This window comes from Sphingobacteriales bacterium, assembly GCA_016711285.1.
Classification (GTDB): Bacteria; Bacteroidota; Bacteroidia; order Chitinophagales; family UBA2359; genus JADJTG01.
The window spans coordinates 205,343-226,484 of sequence record JADJTG010000014.1 but is presented as its reverse complement, the minus strand read 5'-3'; the positions used below and the strand labels follow the sequence as shown (position 1 = coordinate 226,484).

Below are 21,142 nucleotides of genomic sequence, written 5' to 3'. Positions count from 1 at the left end.
TAGAAAAATTACCAAGATCTTCTATTTATTTTGATACACACCAATATTTATAATCAAAAACAAGAAAAATATTTGTGTCTATATAAAAGAAATAAAAAAATTTCTATTTTACTATATTTGCACAATAAAGAATGACATAATAATTATGCTAAAAATATTAGAAGAAAACGATAAAATATACAGCCATATACGTAAAAAATGGTTAGTTAAAAAGCCGGAAGAAGTTATAAGACAAAATTTTGTTTTACAACTTGTTAATAATTATGGATATTCACTTGAACAAATGTTGGAAGAAGAAAATTTGACAGGTCGGGGTTCAGCACAAGCACGAGCAGATATTGTTATTTATAGACATTTCAATGATATTAAACTCAATAATAATCCTTTAATTATTGTTGAATGTAAAGCTGAAAGTATTATTATTTTTGAAAAAGATTATTTACAAGGCGAATTATATGCACGTATCCATAATGCACCGTTTTTTGTAACTCACAATAATTTAGAAACGAGATTTTGGCGAGTAAAAAAAGATAAATCACCCGGATATAGAGAAGAAATTGAGAATATTCCAACCGCAAGAGCAAATGATAAAGAAATTGAAGAGTTATTTTCTAAACTAAAAGTTTTTAGACAGGGAGAGTTTAGAGATATTTTGAAATCTTGTCATAATATTATTCGTAATAATGAAAAGTTAGACCCAACTATTGCTTTTGACGAAATTGCGAAAATTTTATTTATGAAAGTTTACGCAGAAAGAAATTTAAAAGCAGAAAAAAGTCAAAATATTTTCAGTTTAGATTGGGTAGAAAAAGCAGAAGTTTATACAAAAAATTTTATTTCAAAAACTTTTGATGATACAAAAACAGAATTTGGAAAAAGTGCAATTTTTAAGCCCGACGAAAAAATTAATTTGAATAACACTACAATAAAAGCAATTATTCAAAAATTAGAAAAATACAATTTATCCGAAACATCGGTAGATACAAAAGGAATTGCCTTTGAAAGTTTTTTAAGTGATACTTTTTTGAGAGGAAAATTAGGTCAATTTTTCACACCACGTCCTGTTGTTGAGTTTATGGTTGAAATGATTAATCCACAAGAAAATCAAATAGTTTGCGACCCCGCTTGCGGTAGTGGCGGTTTTCTTATTAAATTTTTTCAAGATGTGCAACAAAAAATATATCAATCGTTAAACGATGAATATTTAAAGATTAAAACAGAAATTGAAAATAATAACAGTTTTTCGGAACAAGAAAAAGATGTTAAAATATTAGAATTATTTACGAAATTAGAGAAAAATAGTGATATAACGAACAAAGATACAAGAGTATTTAATTTAGCAAATAATTGTATTTTTGGAATTGACGCTAACGAACGTGCGGCAAGAACCGCAAAAATGAATATGATTATGCACGGAGACGGACACGGAGGCATACATCATGGCGATGGCTTTTTAAATATTAATGATGCAATTACGGATAATAAATTTGATGTAGTTTTAACAAATCCACCTTTTGGAATGAAAACTACTGATAAAGATATTTTAAAATTATTTCAATTACCTAAAAGCAATAGTATTACAACACAAGTTTTATTTTTAGAACGTTCCATTAATTTATTAAAAGAAAAAGGCAAATTAGCAATAGTTTTGCCAAACGGACTTTTTAATAACCCCAAAGAAGAATTTGTTAGAGAATTTACAGAAAATAATGGATATATATTAGCAACTGTTTCATTACCAAGAGAAACATTTTTGTCAAGTGATGCAGATGTAAACTGTTCTTTATTGTTTTTCAAAAATTCACAAAAGAAGAAGAAACAAATTGGCAAAACCTTTTAAAAATAAAACAAGAATTTGTTTACAACAGTCAACAAACTGAAAGACAAAAATTGAAAGACATCATAGAAATCAAAATTACTCAAAAAGAATATAATTCAAAAGATGAATTTAAACAAGCATCTGATGATTTAAAAACTCAAAAGAAAAATGCAGAAAAGCGAATAAAAGAATTAGATTTACTTGTATTGCAAGAAAGTAGAAAATTAGCAAAAGCTGATTTCAATTATCAAATTTTTATGTATGAAGCCGAAAAGGTTGGTATTACAGCAACAGGCGATGATTGTGAAAACGAATTGATTGAAGTAGCAAAAGTTTATAAACAATTTCTAAATAATGAAACTGTAAAACTTGAAAAAAGTGCAATTGTAGAATACAAAGATTTAACACGTTGGGACGCAAAAAATTATTTATACACATTAACATCTGTATATGAACTAAAAAAACTTAAGAATTATATATATGAACACAGCGAAAAAGTTAAATTATTTGATTTTCCTGATGAAAATTTTGATATTCTTGGAGTTACTAATCGTGAAGGAGTTTATCTTAATTTAACAGAAAAAGGAGAAACATTTAATCAACCATATAAAAAAGTAAGGGCAGGCGAATTGGTGTATAACTCTTATCGTGTTAATGTCGGCTCAATTGGAATTGTTGATGAAGAGTTTGATAATATGTATATTAGTCCGGCTTACGTAGTTTTTGGAGTAAAAGAAGGTTTATTAAATGAATATTTATATTTGGTGCTTTCGTCAGATTGGTTTAATCCGTTTTTACGTGCAGCAACATCTGGTTCAGTTCGTCAAAACTTAACATTTGACTTGCTTGGTGAATTAGAAATTCCATTACCGGATTTAGATAAGCAAAAAGAGATTGTAAATGAATGGATTAACTTAAAAGAACAGCAAAGAAAGTTAAAAGATACTATGTTTGATTTTAAAAACAATCTTTCAAAAACTATTTTAAAATAACTAATTGATAATGAATAAAAAATCAATCAATAACACTATAATAAAACTTATAACTTTTTGGCGGCAGCGATGGAAAACAACATCGGAATTTTATTATCCAAATGGCGGATTCTGTATTTTTTGGGTGCTGTTTCAATAGTATGCCTGAAGCAGTTGTAGGGCGAATAATCCAACTCGCCGAAGTGCTGAATTTCGAGTTGGCTGCGAATTAAGCTGCTGATGATTTCGGACAAGCTGTGATTCCACATGACATATTGCTGTGTGATATTGGCGGTGGGGTCGGCATAAGTTCCGCTCAGGGTTTCTACGATGGCTCCGGTGTTGAAATAGTTGTAGGCGATTTTTTCAAAATTATCGTCAAACATCCACACTACCGGATGAAAATCTACCAATACAAAGCGTCCGTCCGGTTTTAAACAAGTGGCGATAATAGTTGCCCATTTATCCAAATCGGGCAGCCAGCCGATTGTTCCATAACTTGTAAAAACAATATCAAAATTTTGTTGTGTTACATACTGCGGCAAATCGTAGAGGTTGCAGCAAATAAATTCGGCATCGGACTGTGTTTGCAGGGCGATTTCGCGGGCTTTAGCGATGGCTTTATCCGACAAATCCACCCCGACCACCCTTGCACCGAGCCGACTCAGCGAAATGGTATCCTGCCCGAAATGGCATTGCAGGTGCAAGATGCTTTTTCCTTTTATATCGCCGAGCAGGTTCAATTCTATGTCGTTCAAAGAGCTTTTTCCCTGCAAAAAAGCGGGGAGGTCGTAAAATTCAGAGGTTACATGAATGTCGGTTTTTTTGTTCCACGACCGGCGGTTGATGTCGATATAATCTTTTGGAGGCTTCATTTTTGTATGACCAATAATACCCACCAACTAAGAAGCCGCAGGCGTGATGCTGTCGTCTTTGGCGGCGACGGCTTTGCTGAGTTCTGCCGAAAGTGCCGATTTTTCCACCCGTATTTTGGTGCTTACATCTACTTGCAGCACGAGGGTTTGCTCATCTATTTGCTGTACTCTGCCGTGTATGCCGCCTGTTGTCACCACTTTATCACCTTTTTTGAGGTTATTCGTAAATGCTTGCTGCTCCTGCATACGCTTGCTTTGAGGGCGCAGAATAAAAAAATAAAACACAACAAATATGAGTAAAAAAGGGAGTATTTGAATCATTAAACCGCTCGCTCCGGCTTGTAATAAGAACAACAACATCATAAATATTTTTTATATAAAATTTTCAATAAAAAAGGTTACATTTATTCTTCTCTGTGCATCAGCGCAAACCGCGCCCCACTTTTTTTATTTTTCCTTCGCGCTCCAATTCTTTCATCAGCACGTCCAAAATACCGTTCAAAAAATCTTTACTTTTCGGAGTGCTGTATTCTTTTGAAATCTCCACATATTCGTTGATGGATACTTTGGAGGGAATTTCGGGAAAATACAACAATTCGGCGAGTGCTAATTTGAGCAAAATCGTATCTATTTTATTCACGCGCTCCTCCTCCCAGTTTTTATATTTGGGGCTGATGATTTTCTGAAGTGCCTCGTCGTTGAGTGCTACCTGATGAAATAAATGGAGCGTAAAATCTTCCGCTTCTTTGAAATTGAAAGGAAAAATATGCAAAGGACGCGGAAACCCTTCAAAAAATTCGTTGAGCGAAGTAGCAAATTTATTCACCACTACATCGCAGTCATCGTCCCAACAGGTAAAATGCTCGCTTATATTTTCCCAAAAGGTCTCATTTTCCAAAAAAGACCGCTTCAAAATCAGTTTAACGACTTTGTGATGCTCCTCAATGCTGGGATTTTTTTGGTTGATATAAGACACAAAACCCGTTTTGTCGGAAATTTCACCAAATAATTGCTTGATAAAATCGCGGTCGTACAAGCTGCCGAACGAATAAGTTTTAAGGGCTTTCTGATAGGCTTCGTGCTTGAGGATTGCCTCTATATACGGGTTCGCTGCCAGCAAATGCACCGGACGCAAATCGGCTTCGCTCTGCACATTGCGCGACTCCTGCGTGTGGTGATACTGCTGGGCGTAGCCTGCTATCTCGGTGAGCAAATGCAGCAGATATATATACTGTGCAAAAGTATCTCCCACACTTTTTTTAATAACATTGTCGTAAGTTCCCAAAGGAAGCGCGTTGATTTCGTAAGCATATAAAGCTTGGAGAGCTTTTACGCGCAATAGGCGGCGACTGTACATAAATTTTGAAAAGAACGAAAATATATTTTTGTGGTGAGCCGATATGTATCACCTTTTGCCAAAAAAAAGTAATTACCCGATTTGAAAAGTGCAACAAAAATAATGATATTTTTTTAAATACAATTATATATGTTTTTTTGTGTCGCGCCGCAGCACCTATATTTACCATATATAATGTTTCATAAACAACAATTTGCCGATAATTGTGAGGTGTCGGCAGGGAGTGTAAAATAAACCGTGCTAAGTAGATGAACTCAATTATTCCATTTCGGGTGATAGATATTAATATATATTTATAAGGTCATCAATATATTGTAAAATATTGACAATTTGAGTTTTAGTAAATATTTTTGTTTCATTAGTTCCTTGATATGTTGTTCAAATTTTTGTGAAGTAAGTGTCAATAGTTGGCTAAAACGATATAAAACAGCAGGTATATCAGGGCTTTTGATAAAAGAAGGGCGTGGTCGAAAGCCAAAAATAGATATAATAAAAGATAGAGCAACTATTCTTGAATTAGTAAAACAGCACCGCCAAAAAGTATCAACAGCTAAGTTGGAATGGCAATCGGCGACGGAAAAGCGGTAAGTGGAATTACTTTTAGGCGTTTTTTAAAAAGCTTGGGGCAAGATATAAGCAGATAAGAAAACGTTGTAAAAGTAAGCCTGAGTAGTAAATTTATAAGAGTAAGGTAGCAGACTTGCAAGAATTGGAAAGGCTGTCTGAGCAAGGTTTGATAACACTTTTCTATGGCGATGAAAGTCTCAGGTCAATAGTGAGGGCTACGTTCCTTATGGCTGGCAATTTCCTGATGAAACAGTAGCTGTTTGCGTTGAAAAAGGCTATAAAACTAATATTTTTGCACTCATCAGCCGAGCTAATGAGTGTCATTGGGCTATGACCGAGCAGAATATAGATAGTAGTTTTATTGTTCATCAATTAGATAATTTATCGTTCAAAATCAAAAAAAATACCTTTGTAGTATTGGATAATGAAAGTCCTCATCGCTCTAAACTATTTCAGAAAAATATGACTATATGGCAACAAAGGGGGCTTTTTATATTCTTTTTACCAACTTATTCGCCTCATCTAAATATGGTTGAAACAGTATGGCAAAAGTTAAAAACTGAGTGGCTGCTTCCAGAATATTATCTTGAAAAAGATTCCCTTTTTTATGCCAACAATAGGTGTATGGCTAATATTGGTAAGGTTTTAAATATCAATTTTAATCCGTTTAATGCAAACTAAATATGTTCAAGGACTTAGCAACAAATTATTTGTTTGAAATAATTTACAAACAATCACAGTTTTTGGAAATGACATATCCTGTTGCACCGCCGTTGTAAAAAATAATTTATTTAACTTTTGCCTTAGCTGATTCCTTGTAGGGGCAGAAAGTGAAAACAAGTATTTTGTTTTTTCAATATTTTTTCTGCATCACTACAGTACACCACATCGCAATCCATCTTTTTATAAACAATCACTTTGTCTATGCACTCCTTTTGTTTACCTACATAGAGCAAAGTTTGCATTTCTAAATCTGACATAGTGCTATTTAGGTTATAATTAACATTTTGGGCATATACTTCTCTTTCTACACAAGAATCGCTTGAATTTGGCTTATAGTGGAAAGGGTATTCAACGATATTCTCCAAAATTATATTATCATTAAGTTTTGTTTTATATTCCAGTGCATTACAAGAGCAATTTTCAAAAAAGCCACCAATTTCTAAGGATAAAAAAGCAAAAATTCCTAAAACCAGTCCGGCGAAAACAAAAAAAATGGCAAGTATAATTCCGTAAAACCGATTATGATTATAATTGGACATATGTTTTCTTGTATTAATTTTCTATATCAGCGAAAAAATATAAATCATATTCAATAACAACAAATTATTTGCTTGAAATAATTTACAAACAATCACAGTTTTTGGAAATGACATATCCTGTTGCACCGCCGTTGTAAAAAATAATTTCTTTAACTTTTGCCTCAGCTGATTCCTTGTAGGGGCAGAAGGTGAAAACTGCAAAAAGTGCCTCTTGTTTTAAACGTTCGCCATTGCGACAATATTTCATTTCTCCGTCAGAAAAAATTTTCTTATAGATATGCACTTCCTGTGGTTGTTGGGCAGGGTCTAATTTTAGATAACGTTGCAAACTAAATTCTAACCAAGTCATAATATTATTTTGATTAAAATTGGCATTTTTTGCATACATCTTTAGTTCTTTCCTAGCATAAATCATAGATAGAGGTTGCAATTCTATATTTGCAGAAGATTGCCCTGTATAAACTTCTCCCGTAAAATATTTACTGCAATCCTCCTAAAATGAGAATATAGAAGCAAAAATTGCGATTAGCCAATACATTAAAAATATTACAACAAAAATAATGTTTCTATATTTTTTCAATATCATCAGTTTTTTGAGTCAGAAAAATTGTTTAAATATTTAATTGTAATATAAAACATATACTACAAATATTACAGCTTTATTAGAGCATATAATCCGTATCTTTTGTTTTTTCATTTTCAGTATTTAAAAACAATAAAAAAGCGGCTTTGCACCTGATATGCAAAGCCGCTTTTTTCATATATAAAAAATTTATATTGCGTTTACTTAGTCAAAAGATTGATTGAACTTAGATGAAAGTTTAATCATAGTTTGATATTCAGCAGGGCTTAAATCGTTGTAGAAATACATTGCCGGATTTACAGGTTTACCGCCCTTCCACACTTCATAGTGCAGGTGCGGAGCAGTGGATAGTCCGGTATTTCCCACCTTTCCGATTAAGTCTCCGCGCGATATCGTTTGCCCTACTTTTACGTTCACGCTGCTCAGGTGGGCATACAAAGTTTTGAAATTATAACCGTGGTCAATCAGAATATGATTACCATAACCCGAACCCACATCGTTGATACTCACTACTTTTCCTTTGCCGGTGGCATATACCGGAGTGCCGGTAGGTGCGGAAAAATCCAAGCCGCTATGCATGCGGTGTGTTTTGTAAATGGGGTGGATACGAGTTCCAAAACCCGAAGCAATATGTTTGAGACTTTTATTGGAAATAGGCTGCACCGCCGGCATAGAGCGATACAAATCTTCGCGGTTTTTCAGGAGGGTAGCGACCTTGTCATACGACTTAGATTGTACATACACTTGTCGCTTGATTTTGTCTAAATTTTTGCGGGTAGAGAGCAACAAATCGCTGTTGCTAAATCCTTCGAGTTCGCTGTAAGGATTAGACCCCCCGATACCGGCTTCGCGTACCGAAGAAGGGATAGGTTCTGCTTCAAAAATAACGCGATAAAAATTATCGTCTCGGTCTTGTAATTCTGCCAATACTTTATTGGCTAATTTCATTTCTTTATTAATAAACTCATATTGCGACTGCAACAAAACAATTTCGCGTTTGAGTTTCTTTTCTTTCGGAGAATCTATAAATTCAAATGCCAGCACGACTATCAGGAAGGCAAATACCAACACGGCGCACAAGAAACCGAAGGCCTGCCAAAGCCGTGCAGATAAGGGTGTTTGTATTTTTTCATATTGTAGTGTGGAGGGATTATAAAAGTATTTTTCTTTTCTCATGACAAAACATTTTTTTTAGCTAATTTTGCATGCTCAAAAAGGATATTTTCGGCGATTTAAGCATAAAATTTGGTATAAAATTTGCCAAAAATTTCTTCCTTCAATCGCAAAAATATGAAAATATTCTAATAATCTAAAATTTTATTAAAAAAATATCTGATATTCTGTATGAATGCCCAAGAAGTACGCCGTGCTTTTTTACAATTTTTTGCCTCCAAACAACACGCTATTGTACCCTCCGCCCCTATTGTTGTCAAAAATGACCCTACTTTGATGTTCACCAACGCCGGAATGAACCAATTTAAGGACTTTTTTCTCGGAAATCAGGTGCCCACGCATCGCCGCATCGCCGATACCCAAAAGTGCTTGCGAGTTTCGGGCAAACACAACGACTTAGAAGAAGTAGGAGTGGATACTTATCACCACACTATGTTTGAAATGTTGGGCAATTGGTCTTTTGGCGATTATTTTAAAAAGGAGGCTTTGGAGTGGTCGTGGGAATTATTGACAGAAATTTACGGGCTTTCCAAAAACAGACTCTATGTGTCAGTATTCGGCGGCGACGAAAAAGACGGCTTGCCTCCCGACAACGAAGCCCGCGATATATGGCGCACAATGGTAGCCGAAGACCATATTTTATACGGCTCTAAAAAAGATAATTTTTGGGAAATGGGCGATACGGGTCCTTGTGGTCCCTGCTCCGAAATTCATATAGACCTGCGCTCCGATGCCGAACGTGCCGAAATATCCGGCAAAGATTTGGTAAACAACGACCACCCGCAAGTCATTGAAATTTGGAACAATGTATTTATACAATTTGAACGCCTGACTGACGGCTCTTTGTGCCCTCTGCCCGAAAAACACGTAGATACGGGTATGGGTTTTGAGCGTTTGGTGCGTGCCATTCAAGGCAAAAGCTCCAACTACGACACAGACGTATTTACGCCTTTGATTCAGAAAGTAGAGCAACTGACGGCTTTGCGCTATGGCATCAACGAAAAAACCGATATTGCCCTGCGCGTACTCAGCGACCACATTCGCGCCATTTCGCTCACCATTGCCGATGGGCAACTGCCCTCCAACACAGGAGCAGGCTATGTGATACGCCGTATTTTACGCCGCGCCGTGCGCTATTATTACAGCACGCTGCAATACAAAAAACCGTTGCTGCACGCAATGGTAGCTACGCTGGCAGAGCAGTGGAAAGATGTATTTCCCGAACTTTATCAGCAACGCGATTTTGTGGCAAAAGTAATTTTAGAAGAAGAAAATGCTTTCCTGCGTACTTTGGAAGCAGGATTGAAACGCTTCGAACTCTTGGCAAATCAGCCGCATATCAGTGGTGCGGAGGCTTTTGAACTCTACGACACTTTTGGTTTTCCTTTGGATTTGACACTCCTGATGGCTCGCGAAAGTGGTATTTTGGTAGATGAAAAAGGATTTGAGCAGGAAATGAACCGACAAAAAGAACGTTCGCGTGCTGCTACCGCTTTGGAAACGGGCGATTGGGTGGTATTTAATGCCGACAACGAAACTACTTTTGTAGGATACGAACAAAATGAATGTAAAACCGTATTGCTCAAATACCGCAAAGTAAATCTCAAAAAAACCGACTATTACCAATATGTGCTGCGCGAAACACCTTTTTATGCCGAAAGCGGCGGACAAGTGGGCGATATCGGTTATTTGTATTTTGAAGGGGAGCGCGTGGATATTATAGATACACAAAAAGAAAACAACCTCATTCTGCATCTCAGCACACAAAAGCCCGAAATTTTGAACGGCGAAGTACTGGCGGTTATAGACCAATCGCGCCGTGTTGCCACTGCCTCCAACCACAGTGCCACACACTTATTACACGCTGTATTGCGCAATACTTTGGGCACACACGTTCATCAAAAAGGCTCTTTGGTAGCTCCCGATTATCTGCGCTTCGATTTTTCGCATTTTAGCAAAGTGAGCGATGCCGAATTGCAGGAAATAGAGCAACAAATCAATGAAAAAATACGCGAAAATATTCCGGTACAAACCGACTATAAAAATCAGAAAGAAGCAATAGAAAGCGGAGCTATGGCACTTTTTGGCGAAAAATACGGCGATGTGGTGCGTGTAGTGACCATTGACCCCGAATTTTCGCGCGAGTTGTGCGGCGGTACGCATGTAGGAGCTACAGGAGCTATCGGTTTATTTAAGTTTTTATCGGAGTCATCTGTGGCGGCAGGTGTGCGCCGCATAGAAGCCGTCAGCGGAACAGCAGCCATGGAGTACGTCAATCAGCAGTTTGAACTGCTCCAATCGGTAAAAGAAACTTTGAAAAACCCGAAAGACACCCTCAAAGCTGTACAGCAGTTGAGCGAAGAAAACAATACTTTGAAAAAAGAATTGGAAAAATTGTATCAGGAAAAAACGCTGTCTGTAAAAAATACACTCAAAGCCAAAATACAACAAAAAGCAGGCTACAACTTGCTAATAGAGCAGCTTGATGTACCCAATGCCGACAGTGTAAAACAAATTGCTTTCGCACTCAAAAATGAAGTTCCGAATTTGGTGGCAATTTTTGGTGCTGTTACAGAGGGCAAAGCACATTTGACGGTGATGGTAGACGAAGCAGTATTGAGCCAATATCCCGAATGGAATGCCGCCACCGTTGTGCGCAATTTGGCAAAACACATCAGAGGCGGCGGCGGCGGTCAAAATTTCTACGCCACAGCCGGAGGCAGCTATCCCGAAGGATTGGCAGCCGCGCTCGAATCGGCACACGAATTATTTCAGGTGACCTTTTAAATAAATTGCCTTATTGCAAAAAAGCGGATAAACAGTGGGTTTATCCGCTTTTTTTATTTTGATATTTTTTTTCAGCAATTATATCCGCTTAAAAAAAACATACTACATATTATATATATACAGGCTTCTATCTTGACCATTGACAAATTACTCCGCCCATCAGAGCCAAAGTAATTGTCCAATAAGCTACATTTACAAAAATATAAGACCAGCCTTTGCGCTCAAATAAAGCATTAGTACCCAACACCGGCAATATTAAAATAATACCTGTCAATGCCCCATGTATAGCTCCATGTCTAAAAGTACGAAACTCGTTGGCGTATTTTTCAAAAGCCAAGCGTAAATTGTTAATTTCAGTACCAGCAGTGTTCATTTCGCTCTCGTAATTCATCAAAGTCTGATAAAAACCATACTGATGAATGACAATAGTGTGCAGGGCAAACGAAAGAAAGACACTCAATACAAGAGATACGCCAAATATTACTGCCATATTTCCTTGTTTCAAATCTTCTTCGCGCAATCCTGTAACACGCATCCACATGCCGCCCATTACTTTGGGATGATACCATATAAAACCCACCAAAGTAGGTATTAATGCGGCGAGCAACAACACAATAGGATTAGGTGTCATAACATTTATATTTTTTTTTGAAATTGTGAAAAAAAGGAAATTAAGTGTCTTAGCAAAAATAAGGTTTTATTTTTAATAAAACCATGCTATTTTTGTTTGCTAAAAAGCTAACACTCTATTATGCCGCTCAAAGATAAAGAAATAACGAAGTTGTACTATTCAATTGGTGAAGTTGCCGAATTGATGGGAGTAGCACCTTCCCAAATTCGTTTTTGGGAACGTGAATTTGATATTTTAAAACCCAAAAAAAACCGCAAAGGCAATCGTTTATTTGTAGAAGCGGATTTACAAAATCTAAAACTCATTTACCATCTGCTGAAAGAAAAAAGATATACTATTGACGGAGCAAAAAGTGAATTGAAGAGCAAAAAGCAAAAATTAATGGATAAAGTAGAAGTCGTAGATAAATTAGAGCAGATTCGGAATTTTTTAAAAGAAATCCGCGACACTTTATAAAAAAACACACCGCATTAATCGTTGCTGCGTTTTGCTTTTTCCCACAACACACTTTGATTTCCTTTTAAAAAACGAAAAAAGCCGCGCCACACGGCATAATTCATCAGGCAAAAATAATAGGGGATAAAAAATAGTTTAAATTTTATTTTTCTGTGTTCTAAAAATGCACCTGCTGCCGCAAAAAGATAAAAAACCACTTGTGCTGTCAGCAACAACGTAAAAAATGGTGCATAGCCACCGTGCCATACCATATATGCGTTGATAAAAAAGATAAAAGGCAATAAAAAAGGAGCTAAAGTCCAACGAAACAGCCGGTGCGAAATATATTGAAACGACAACACGCCATAGCGAAACGGATTGATGAGTGATTGGAGGCGCAAAGCCGTTTGCCAACCGCCCGCCGCAATACGCACTTTGCGCTTGAACTCCTCCGCCGAAGATGCCGAAGGCGGTTCAACGGCATAAGCGTCCGGCTCATACACCACCCGATAGCCACGCATCGCAATACCAATCGTAAGCACAAAATCCTCAATAATACTATCGGGCGGCACCGGCTGATACAAACTTGTGCGAATGGAAAACAGCTCTCCGGCAGCCCCCACCACAGTATTGAGGTCGGAGTCCCACTGTTTGAGTTTCGACTCATATTTCCAGTAAAAGCCCTCTCCTGCTCCGCTCGCATCATCTGCTTGTCGCTCACGAATACGTTTTTCGCCCGACACCGCCCCCACACCGGCATCGGCATAGTGGCGAGCCATCAGCACCAAAGCCTCTTTATTGAGCAAAGTATTGGCATCGGTAAATACCACAATTTCTGTTTCTGCATACTGCATTATTCGGTGTACGGCAGCGATTTTCCCTTTGCGCTGTGCTTCGTGAAACAAACGAATACGCGGATAACGCGCCACTATTTGTTCGGAGCCGTCCGTAGAGCCATCTGTAACAAAAAATATATGCAATAAATGTGCAGGATACTCCAACTCCAAACAGTTTTGGATTTTTTCTTCCATACAAGCCGCCTCATTATAAGCCGCCACAATGAGTGTGAGCGACGGCAGTTGCTGCTCGCTGTATCCTAAAACTGCCCCCCTCTGCTTGGGAAATAGTTTTACTAATATATATAATGCCACCCCATAACCAACAAATACATACACCACCAATGCAATAAAAAACAACAGTATCAGTACCATGTAACAATTCTTGAAGGAGGGCAAAAATAAGGAAAAATCATCGTCAATATTGACTTATTTATATTATTTCGGCATTCTATCTTTAATTATTTATCAATGTATAGTTTGGCATTTTTATTGCTGCAAAAAACGGAAACAATATCTATCTTATAAATAAAACGTATTTTATATGAAACAGTTAGACGAAGTAAAAGCTCTTTTTTTAAACTCTTTGCCGACCAATATCACTATTGAAGAAGCAGTAGAGATGAATTTATTGAAAGAGGAAACAATGCGAAATTTTTTGATTGTAAATGATATTTTCAAACGCTTGGAAAGCAGAGATGCCAGCTTCTACAATATTTTGTTTGAGTTAGAATCTAAGTATGAACTGTCAGTACGCCAATTAGCCCGTATTTACAATAAAAATCGCCATTTTTTAAAACGCACAGAAAGAAAGCAGCGCAATTAAAAAAATTAGGGAGTTACGGATAATATATTAGACATATAGTGTCCATTATATTTTAAAATAAGCAAAATTTTTTGTTACTTTTTGAGACCATATATGTCTTAATATACGGTAAAAAAGAAATAAACAATTTTGCTTATAACAGGTGGGGTGTATTTTTTAATAAACACTTGTGTATATTTTATTATTCACATTATTTATAAAAAAACATTTTATGCCTGTTTTTATAGCCAAATCATTATAATTCTACTAACTTTGCATCAAAAACACAGCTCTGTACAGTATAATATACATTGGTTTAGCAAAAACCCTTAAAGTATGCGTGAAGTAAAAAGTTCTATTTTATTACTGATGAAAGAAGCCGGATTGCTTCAGCTAACACAATATATACTAAACTCTAAGGGTTATGGAGTAACAGGATTTACTGTCTGCTATCAGGCGCATCAATGGCTGCATCAAGGAAATTTTCCCCGTCTTATCATTATGGATAGTCCGGTTACTTTCAAAGATGAGCCTGATTTTTTTAAAGGAGTTCGTTACAGTGGCATCTATTACAATGTGCCGATATTGGTATGTATGAGTCCGGAGGAGAATATCACGTTGGAACAGGATTTTAAAGACAGAACTACTGATTTTATCAGAAAACCCTTTAATCCTATGGTGTTGCTACAAAAAACAGAAGCGTTATTAACTAGAAACGAATACATATATGCATAACTCTACTACTATTACTACAACTCAGCCCAGTGCTATCAGGATTGAAGATGACGCACTCCAGCAGGTTCAACGCACCATTGTTTGCATCGGCTTGAACAACAGCGATTTGTGCAGTTCAGAGGTAGAAGGTTTGTTGCCTTTCGATTTTCATACTTTAAACAACCGTTTAAAAGTTTATTTTTGGATTGAAAACAAATTGAATACAGAAGAAGATCTGCCTTTTGCCATTATTTGCAGTTTAGATTTTTTGGAGCAAGATAATTTTAAATTGCTTCAAAAAGTAAAAGAAAATCCATTGGGTCGCCACATTCCATTTATTTTGGTAAGTACCCAAAAACGCAAGCAGGTGGATTTAAAATTTCTATTACGACAAGGAATAGATGATTTCTATATTCTTCCTTTGGAGTGGGAATTTTTCAATAAACGCATTGAATTTTTAAGCACCTTTAAGCAACTAGCTGTTTCGTTAAAATCATCTGTAAATACAGTTGCCTCTGCGATTTCCGTCACCAACACCGGAATATTACCGCAAAACAAGCGCACTCCCATACAAATAGGCAAACGTTTGTTTGATATAGTGGTGGCGAGTTCATTGATTTTAGTGCTTTCGCCCGTTTTATTGACAATAGCATTGTTGGTAAAATTAGACTCTCCGGGTCCTGTCATTTATCGCTCCAAACGCGCCGGACGCGACTATAAAGTGTTTGATTTTTATAAATTTCGCTCTATGCGTCAAGGAGCCGACAAAGAATTGAATCAACTCAATCACTTAAACGTGTATTATCAGGAAAATCAGGAAAAAAACAATTCAAAAATTTCTTTTCATAAATTCAACAATGACCCGCGAGTTACTCGCTTGGGCAGCTTTATTCGCCGCACCAGCATTGATGAGTTGCCGCAGTTGTTTAATGTGCTGAAAGGCGATATGAGCATCGTGGGCAACCGACCTTTGCCCTTGTACGAAGCCGAACAACTTACCACTGATTATTATGCCAAACGCTTTTTAGCTCCGGCAGGTATTACAGGTTTGTGGCAGATTTCAAAAGGGCGCAACGAAGGTATGAGTTCTGAAGAGCGTGTACAATTGGATATTGAATATGCCGAAAACTGGTCGTTCAGTACCGACTTAAAAGTGTTGTTGCATACTCCTTTGGCAGCCATACAAAAAAGTTCGGTGTAGTATTATTGTATATTTAGCCACCCTGATATGGAAATCGGAGATTCGAATTCTCAGCATACACCGCTTGTATCTATTATTACACTCAATTATAACAGTGCCGCACTTACTCTTCAGCTATTGGAGTCAGTGCGGCTCTATTGTTCAGTACCCTATGAAATAATTGTAGTGGACAATGCTTCGCGCCCGCACGAAATCCCCAGCGAATGTGAGCAATTTCCGCACACCACTTTGATTTTGAATGATGAAAACAAGGGATTTTCAGGCGGTAATAATGTAGGTATCAAAGCAGCAAAAGGTGAGTTTATTTTTTTGGTAAATAATGATACAGAATTTACGCCTCATTTGGTGGAGCGTTTGTTGGAAACCTTACAGCAAAATCCAAAAATCGGGGTGGTTTGTCCTTTAATCCGCTATTTTGAGCCACGTGATACCATTCAGTTTGTGGGATTTACGAAAGTGCATACCTTTACGGCTCGCAACGAAACACTGGGAAATATGGAAAAAGATGAAGGGCAATATCAGCAATTGCGCCTTTCGCCGTATGCACACGGAGCAGCAATGTTGTTGCCGCGCCACGTTGTAGATGAGGTAGGGTTGATGCCGGAAGATTATTTTTTGTATTATGAAGAGTTGGATTGGAGCGAGCAAATACGCCGCAAAGGTTATGAGATTGCAGTGAACCCGCAGGCAGTTATTTTTCACAAAGAATCGGCGAGTACGGGAAAAGAAAGTCCTTTAAAAACATATTATCTTACCCGCAACCGCATTTTATTTATGCGCCGCAATGCGCCTCTGCGGTATTTTGTATTATTTGCCTTGTTTTTTGCTTTTTTTACCGTCCCTAAATCATTGTTGCGCTATGCGGGCAAAAGACAACATTTACAAGCATTTACAGATGCCATCAAATGGCATTTTCCAAAGAAAACTCCTTTGATTATCGCCCTGTATCTTAGTTATTCTATTTTTTTCAGTACGCTTTTTTTTGATTTTGTTTCGCGCTGCTATGTGGTTCAATTTACTTTGTATTTTTTTGCTCGTATTCAATGTGATAATTATCGCTATGCTGCTATTTCCGTTTGTATGCGGAATGATAGCCGCCTTGCTGCCCAAACGCCGCTTGCCAAACAAAGAAAATAACAGCAGGGCTGATTTTGCGTGTATTATTACAGCCTATCAGCATTTGGACGGCTGCGAGGCATTGGTGCGTTCTTTATTACAACAACCATATCGCAATTTTCATATTTATTTAGTGGCAGATGCCTGCTCTGCCGCCGAGTGCGCGCAACTCAAAGCAGCTCTGCAACAGTATTCGGATTTTTTTACGCTCCTCTCCCCTCCTGCCCCACTCTCTTCAAAATTGCGTTCGCTGCGCTATGGCTTGCAGTCTTTTGTGCGTCTGCACAATTTCACGGTAGTTTTTGACCCCGACAACGAAGCTACACCCGACTTTTTAAACCAGCTCAACCGTTACATTTCGGCAGGCTACGGCGCGGTGCAAGGACGGCGTTGTGCAAAAAACTTAGACAGCAATATTGCAGGCAACGATGCCATCGGCGAAATTTATAAGAACCACATTGAACGCTATATCCCCTTCCAAATAGGCTCGTCGGCAACAATTGCGGGGTCGGGTATGGCAATACGCACAGAGTGGTTTGCGGCGTTTTTGCAACATTTGGAGCATCATTTGAGTTCGGAGGGAAAAATTATTCCGGCGGAGGATAAAATGCTGCAAAATTTTTTGGTACAACAGCAACACATCATCGCATACGCTCCCGAAGCCCTGCTCGCCGACGAAAAAATACGCCGCGCCGAACAAGTGCAACGACAACGCACCCGTTGGCTCTTTGCCTATTTTGAAAATATCCCCTACGCCTTGCGGCATTTTGTAGTGGGTTTTTTCACTTTCAATATCAACCGTTTTGTATTTGGTACTTTTTCTTTGATTTTGCCTTTATTTCTGTTGTTGTCGGCTGCTTTGTTGTTGTTGGTATTAAATATATGGTTGGCTCCTCAGTGGGCACTCGCTATGGCAGCAGCGATTGTAATTTTTGTGTTGAATATTTTTTATTCGCTGTGGTATTGGAATGCCTCCCGCAAAATCTGGTCATCGGTAACGGCATTACCCGTATTTATCGGTCGTCAGGCATTGGCTTTATTCCAAATAAAAAAGGCAAAAAAAGATTTTCTCACCACTCGCCACCAAAACGAAGACCCGACTGCGCTTTGATAAAAAAATAAGGTAGGGTTAAAAAGATCTACCCTACCTTACACATATTATACTTTATAAAAAACAGAATCTTGCTTATAATTGTATGAATAAGTGACATACGTATCTATCTATTATTCATTTTTCACTACTTTCAGTTGATAATCCCCTCTGCCATCTGGATAATAATGGATAATTTTCACATAATATTTCCCATTTTCAAGGTATAACTCTAATTTAGCATTTGTTCCGACACCGCTGTCATCATCTTGCCCTATCAGGTTTTCATTATTTTGCCCATTGCTATACACATATAGAATCACATCGGTAGTACCCAACGTTTCGAGACCATAAACACCCGAATTGGCTATATTCAGTTCAAACATATCTATTTCTTTGTTTTTACTGATACTTCCATTCAATACACTTCCTATTTCCACTTTGGGGTGCGGATGAAAAGGATAAATACTGCCAATAAATTCTTTATCTGTCACGGATAAATCAGTATTCCAATTTGTTGAAAAATTATCTGTGGTTAATCTCTTATCAATAGGATATAGCATAATAGACTGAGCGTCGAAAGCCGTAAAATTAGTTTCTCCTACAGAGTACATTTGAAAAACATTACTTTCCACTTGGCTTTCTGACCACCCCATATTATTAAGATAATACGATTTTACAGCTGCTTTGTTCCAATTAATATTAGCGACAGGGCTTTGATGCTCGTGAACAAGACCCAAAGCATGCCCAAACTCATGTAATACCACCCTATTAATTTCAACTATATCCGTATTATCCTTTAACCAACCAAAATTCATAGTAGGGTTGTTTTGAGAGATGTATGTAGCATTTTTTCCTATATGAGACCAAGAGCCTCTATCTGCCTTAAAAGAAATGCGAATATCTGATTGTGCAAAGTTGCCAAATTTTAAAAAATATTGGCGTATTTTGACCATTGATTAGCCGCACTGATTACCTTAGCCTGAAGACTTGCCGAACCGTCTAAAAATTTAACTTTCAAGGTATCTTTTTGCCAAAAATAACCTTTCAGAGCTACCGCAAAAATAATACTGTCTTTTGCGGCGATTTCTAGCGTATCAACATCTTTTAGAATAACTTTATATTTTCTTTTTTCATCAATCGCGAGATCCGGATAAATTTGCTTCAATTTATTTCCTTTTACCGACAAATCAATTTTTTTATTAAGAACAGGCAGAGTTACAGTATCCGCTAGAGGGGGCAAAGACGACAAAACAGCCTCTCCTCCTCCGGGCGGAGGAATAAATAGCTGCGTACACATTTTTATTGGTTCTTCCGAAGATTCGGTAGTTAGCGTTTTGGGAGAGTCTCCTTCTTCCTGAGTATTTTTACATTCAACAAATGAAAATAAAAATATCCCCACTAATAACGCTTTAAACAGCGGGTGTTCATTAATAAAAAAAGCATAATAAATACAGGTATTTTATGAGAGGATAATTATTGTAAAAATTAATCAACAGGGCAATTCTAATATTGCGTTAATGCCTTTTAGTAATCATAAAAAAGTGTTACAAATAGGGGAGTGAATAATTCTGTAAAATAAACTATCTATTTATTCAATTTTAGTGATTTAGGTTGTTTTTATCCTTTTTACATAGTTTATTATTTTACAGTCTCTTTGTTCCTCATTTACCCTGCTTGCGGCAATACCCGTTGTTGGCAGAAGTAATAATATCTTAAAAACCTCCATTATCTTATATTTAATGTGGAGATTGACGTTTTTCGACTCTGATTGACTTTACCCTATCATTCCAATCACTTTGTATCTCGGGTGTATTTTCATTTAAAGTAATTGGATCACCTTTTTGCCCAAATTCGTAATAAAGTTTAATGTAATAACCTGTACCGACTTTTAGAGAACTTATTGTATTAGGTCTTACTCCAAGTACTCTTCCATAAGTTCCCCAACGACCACCTGTTCTAAATGGCGGTTCATATGGCAAATCATAATCTCCCACATCGAAACGTTGAGAACGAACTCGGTGAAATATATTAACTGGTTGAACGGCTTCCTTATTATAGTGCCAATCTTCATAAAGCATAACACCTAACAAAATTACTTTCAGTATTTAATGGGGGTGTTGAATGCCGCCAAGACCTCCCTGTGTATATTGTATTGATATCGTTATTCTGAATTCAACCTCGTTGCCATCGTCATCTTTAATATATACTCTATGAAGTCCATTGTCATTAATGTCAAAACTTTTTTCTACAACAGCTTTGCCATCTCCAAAACGAAATCTTCCATCGTATTCAGTAGATTCTAATTTTAGTGTAAATTTATCTGTATCACTAAAAGGTCCAATTTGGTACGCCACAGCAGGAGGTCTCCACTCACTCCCATCTTCAGCATCATCTGGGGTGTTTACAATTGAGTATAGAGTGTTATTATAGTAAAGATGAAAACTATATTCTCCATCTTCTCCATCGCTGCGTATCACTTTAACGGAGTCTAAACTAAAAAATGCTTTGTAAGCCATAAAATATTCAAATTAAGGGTTATTACCTACCTTCAGATAAGCCGCTGTGTCGGTATGTATGTTCCGGCATTCAAAAAAACGATATGTAATAAATATGGGAGTTATAAAAAAGTATAGATAGATGATAGCCAATGATACATTTTGATTATTTGATTTTTATACCACAACAACACATTTTAATCAGGTACTTAGTTTTTTATCAATACTTTTTAGGAACTACCCACCTTTTTTAATATTACAAAATTAAATAATCAGCAACTTTAGACAAATTACACTTTTTTAAATTTTAATAATCAGATATATCTTATAAAAAATATTTTATTTTTTTTATAAATCTATATTGCATTAAAAATCAAGATATAAAGTACAAAAAATACTTACAAAAACATATCATTTTCATG

General features: G+C 36.9%; 21 protein-coding genes and 1 pseudogene. 10 read left to right on the top strand and 12 right to left on the bottom strand.

The genetic code is table 11. The features are described from left to right. The first annotated feature begins 145 nt into the window (after positions 1-145). Together IPL35_13735 and IPL35_13730 are read left to right on the top strand one after the other, a co-directional pair. Entirely contained in the window at positions 146-1,840 is a 1,695-nt protein-coding gene (locus tag IPL35_13735; protein MBK8444400.1) for an N-6 DNA methylase, read from the top strand. 50 nt (positions 1,841-1,890) lie between these two features. Further along, a complete protein-coding gene (locus IPL35_13730; protein ID MBK8444399.1) occupies positions 1,891-2,811 on the top strand; it encodes a restriction endonuclease subunit S in 921 nt (306 codons plus the stop codon). Positions 2,812-2,858: 47 nt separating this feature from the next. On the opposite strand, the gene IPL35_13725 is transcribed toward IPL35_13730, so the two are convergent. The 3 genes from IPL35_13725 to nusB form a co-directional block, all read right to left on the bottom strand. After that, on the bottom strand, positions 2,859-3,665 hold the full coding sequence (locus tag IPL35_13725; GenBank protein ID MBK8444398.1) for a class I SAM-dependent methyltransferase: 807 nt from the start codon (positions 3,663-3,665) through the stop codon (positions 2,859-2,861). Positions 3,666-3,692: 27 nt separating this feature from the next. Further along, positions 3,693-4,025, bottom strand: coding sequence for a preprotein translocase subunit YajC (gene yajC / locus IPL35_13720; GenBank protein MBK8444397.1), 333 nt, complete (start codon positions 4,023-4,025; stop codon positions 3,693-3,695). Between the two features lie 61 nt (positions 4,026-4,086). Further along, on the bottom strand, positions 4,087-5,022 hold the full coding sequence (gene nusB, locus IPL35_13715) for a transcription antitermination factor NusB (GenBank protein ID MBK8444396.1): 936 nt from the start codon (positions 5,020-5,022) through the stop codon (positions 4,087-4,089). Between the two features lie 939 nt (positions 5,023-5,961). Between nusB and IPL35_13710 the strand changes: the two are divergent. Beyond that, a pseudogene (locus tag IPL35_13710) lies at positions 5,962-6,270 on the top strand (transposase). Positions 6,271-6,392: 122 nt separating this feature from the next. On the opposite strand, the gene IPL35_13705 reads toward IPL35_13710, so the two are convergent. From IPL35_13705 to IPL35_13695, 3 genes are all read right to left on the bottom strand, one after another. Beyond that, positions 6,393-6,851, bottom strand: coding sequence for a hypothetical protein (locus IPL35_13705; GenBank protein ID MBK8444395.1), 459 nt, complete (start codon positions 6,849-6,851; stop codon positions 6,393-6,395). Between the two features lie 82 nt (positions 6,852-6,933). Next, a complete protein-coding gene (locus tag IPL35_13700; protein ID MBK8444394.1) occupies positions 6,934-7,266 on the bottom strand; it encodes a hypothetical protein in 333 nt (110 codons plus the stop codon). 372 nt (positions 7,267-7,638) lie between these two features. Continuing rightward, the gene (locus tag IPL35_13695; protein MBK8444393.1) at positions 7,639-8,610 is read right to left on the bottom strand and encodes a M23 family metallopeptidase; all 972 of its coding nucleotides are present in this window, start codon (positions 8,608-8,610) and stop codon (positions 7,639-7,641) included. A 168-nt stretch (positions 8,611-8,778) separates the two neighbouring features. Here IPL35_13695 and alaS point away from each other — a divergent pair, with 168 nt between their 5' ends. Continuing rightward, positions 8,779-11,394, top strand: a complete 2,616-nt coding sequence (alaS, locus tag IPL35_13690) for an alanine--tRNA ligase (protein ID MBK8444392.1) — start codon at positions 8,779-8,781, stop codon at positions 11,392-11,394. A 127-nt stretch (positions 11,395-11,521) separates the two neighbouring features. Here alaS and IPL35_13685 read toward each other — a convergent pair whose 3' ends face one another. Further along, entirely contained in the window at positions 11,522-12,025 is a 504-nt protein-coding gene (locus IPL35_13685; protein MBK8444391.1) for a DUF1761 domain-containing protein, read from the bottom strand. 120 nt (positions 12,026-12,145) lie between these two features. Here IPL35_13685 and IPL35_13680 point away from each other — a divergent pair, with 120 nt between their 5' ends. Continuing rightward, positions 12,146-12,481 carry a MerR family transcriptional regulator gene (locus IPL35_13680; GenBank protein MBK8444390.1) on the top strand — a complete coding sequence of 112 codons (336 nt, stop codon included), beginning with the start codon at positions 12,146-12,148 and terminating at the stop codon, positions 12,479-12,481. Positions 12,482-12,495: 14 nt separating this feature from the next. On the opposite strand, the gene IPL35_13675 is transcribed toward IPL35_13680, so the two are convergent. Next, positions 12,496-13,671 (bottom strand): glycosyltransferase family 2 protein, encoded by a 1,176-nt coding sequence (locus tag IPL35_13675; GenBank protein ID MBK8444389.1) that lies wholly within the window; start codon positions 13,669-13,671, stop codon positions 12,496-12,498. A 169-nt stretch (positions 13,672-13,840) separates the two neighbouring features. Between IPL35_13675 and IPL35_13670 the strand changes: the two genes are divergently transcribed. The 5 genes from IPL35_13670 to IPL35_13650 all read left to right on the top strand — a co-directional run bounded on the left by IPL35_13670 (position 13,841) and on the right by IPL35_13650 (position 18,243). Beyond that, positions 13,841-14,122: a hypothetical protein gene (locus IPL35_13670; GenBank protein ID MBK8444388.1), complete on the top strand. Its 282-nt coding sequence runs from the start codon at positions 13,841-13,843 to the stop codon at positions 14,120-14,122. Between the two features lie 315 nt (positions 14,123-14,437). After that, entirely contained in the window at positions 14,438-14,836 is a 399-nt protein-coding gene (locus IPL35_13665) for a response regulator (protein ID MBK8444387.1), read from the top strand. Beyond that, positions 14,829-16,016 carry a sugar transferase gene (locus IPL35_13660; GenBank protein ID MBK8444386.1) on the top strand — a complete coding sequence of 396 codons (1,188 nt, stop codon included), beginning with the start codon at positions 14,829-14,831 and terminating at the stop codon, positions 16,014-16,016. Before IPL35_13665 ends, IPL35_13660 begins: the two co-directional genes overlap by 8 nt. 27 nt (positions 16,017-16,043) lie before the next feature. Next, entirely contained in the window at positions 16,044-17,153 is a 1,110-nt protein-coding gene (locus IPL35_13655) for a glycosyltransferase family 2 protein (protein ID MBK8444385.1), read from the top strand. Further along, positions 17,077-18,243, top strand: a complete 1,167-nt coding sequence (locus IPL35_13650; protein ID MBK8444384.1) for a glycosyltransferase — start codon at positions 17,077-17,079, stop codon at positions 18,241-18,243. The genes IPL35_13655 and IPL35_13650 overlap by 77 nt, the downstream gene beginning before the upstream one ends. 113 nt (positions 18,244-18,356) lie before the next feature. Here IPL35_13650 and IPL35_13645 read toward each other — a convergent pair whose 3' ends face one another. The 4 genes from IPL35_13645 to IPL35_13630 form a co-directional block, all read right to left on the bottom strand. Beyond that, on the bottom strand, positions 18,357-19,178 hold the full coding sequence (locus IPL35_13645) for a hypothetical protein (protein MBK8444383.1): 822 nt from the start codon (positions 19,176-19,178) through the stop codon (positions 18,357-18,359). Continuing rightward, entirely contained in the window at positions 19,151-19,624 is a 474-nt protein-coding gene (locus IPL35_13640) for a hypothetical protein (protein MBK8444382.1), read from the bottom strand. Before IPL35_13640 ends, IPL35_13645 begins: the two co-directional genes overlap by 28 nt. Before the next feature lie 337 nt (positions 19,625-19,961). Further along, positions 19,962-20,303 (bottom strand): hypothetical protein, encoded by a 342-nt coding sequence (locus IPL35_13635; GenBank protein MBK8444381.1) that lies wholly within the window; start codon positions 20,301-20,303, stop codon positions 19,962-19,964. Between the two features lie 27 nt (positions 20,304-20,330). Next, the gene (locus IPL35_13630) at positions 20,331-20,741 is read right to left on the bottom strand and encodes a hypothetical protein (GenBank protein MBK8444380.1); all 411 of its coding nucleotides are present in this window, start codon (positions 20,739-20,741) and stop codon (positions 20,331-20,333) included. Positions 20,742-21,142 lie beyond the last annotated feature (401 nt).

What these genes read in the sequence shown, in the direction of transcription:
- IPL35_13735 (MBK8444400.1), top strand. Translation starts at nt 146, where the DNA reads ATGCTAAAAATATTAGAAGAAAACGATAAAATATACAGCCATATACGT.
- IPL35_13725 (MBK8444398.1), bottom strand. Translation starts at nt 3,665, where the DNA reads ATGAAGCCTCCAAAAGATTATATCGACATCAACCGCCGGTCGTGGAAC.
- yajC (MBK8444397.1), bottom strand. Translation starts at nt 4,025, where the DNA reads ATGTTGTTGTTCTTATTACAAGCCGGAGCGAGCGGTTTAATGATTCAA.
- nusB (MBK8444396.1), bottom strand. Translation starts at nt 5,022, where the DNA reads ATGTACAGTCGCCGCCTATTGCGCGTAAAAGCTCTCCAAGCTTTATAT.
- IPL35_13705 (MBK8444395.1), bottom strand. Translation starts at nt 6,851, where the DNA reads ATGTCCAATTATAATCATAATCGGTTTTACGGAATTATACTTGCCATT.
- IPL35_13700 (MBK8444394.1), bottom strand. Translation starts at nt 7,266, where the DNA reads ATGATTTATGCTAGGAAAGAACTAAAGATGTATGCAAAAAATGCCAAT.
- IPL35_13695 (MBK8444393.1), bottom strand. Translation starts at nt 8,610, where the DNA reads ATGAGAAAAGAAAAATACTTTTATAATCCCTCCACACTACAATATGAA.
- alaS (MBK8444392.1), top strand. Translation starts at nt 8,779, where the DNA reads ATGAATGCCCAAGAAGTACGCCGTGCTTTTTTACAATTTTTTGCCTCC.
- IPL35_13685 (MBK8444391.1), bottom strand. Translation starts at nt 12,025, where the DNA reads ATGACACCTAATCCTATTGTGTTGTTGCTCGCCGCATTAATACCTACT.
- IPL35_13680 (MBK8444390.1), top strand. Translation starts at nt 12,146, where the DNA reads ATGCCGCTCAAAGATAAAGAAATAACGAAGTTGTACTATTCAATTGGT.
- IPL35_13675 (MBK8444389.1), bottom strand. Translation starts at nt 13,671, where the DNA reads ATGGTACTGATACTGTTGTTTTTTATTGCATTGGTGGTGTATGTATTT.
- IPL35_13670 (MBK8444388.1), top strand. Translation starts at nt 13,841, where the DNA reads ATGAAACAGTTAGACGAAGTAAAAGCTCTTTTTTTAAACTCTTTGCCG.
- IPL35_13665 (MBK8444387.1), top strand. Translation starts at nt 14,438, where the DNA reads ATGCGTGAAGTAAAAAGTTCTATTTTATTACTGATGAAAGAAGCCGGA.
- IPL35_13660 (MBK8444386.1), top strand. Translation starts at nt 14,829, where the DNA reads ATGCATAACTCTACTACTATTACTACAACTCAGCCCAGTGCTATCAGG.
- IPL35_13655 (MBK8444385.1), top strand. Translation starts at nt 16,044, where the DNA reads ATGGAAATCGGAGATTCGAATTCTCAGCATACACCGCTTGTATCTATT.
- IPL35_13650 (MBK8444384.1), top strand. Translation starts at nt 17,077, where the DNA reads ATGCTGCTATTTCCGTTTGTATGCGGAATGATAGCCGCCTTGCTGCCC.
- IPL35_13645 (MBK8444383.1), bottom strand. Translation starts at nt 19,178, where the DNA reads ATGGTCAAAATACGCCAATATTTTTTAAAATTTGGCAACTTTGCACAA.
- IPL35_13635 (MBK8444381.1), bottom strand. Translation starts at nt 20,303, where the DNA reads ATGCTTTATGAAGATTGGCACTATAATAAGGAAGCCGTTCAACCAGTT.
- IPL35_13630 (MBK8444380.1), bottom strand. Translation starts at nt 20,741, where the DNA reads ATGGCTTACAAAGCATTTTTTAGTTTAGACTCCGTTAAAGTGATACGC.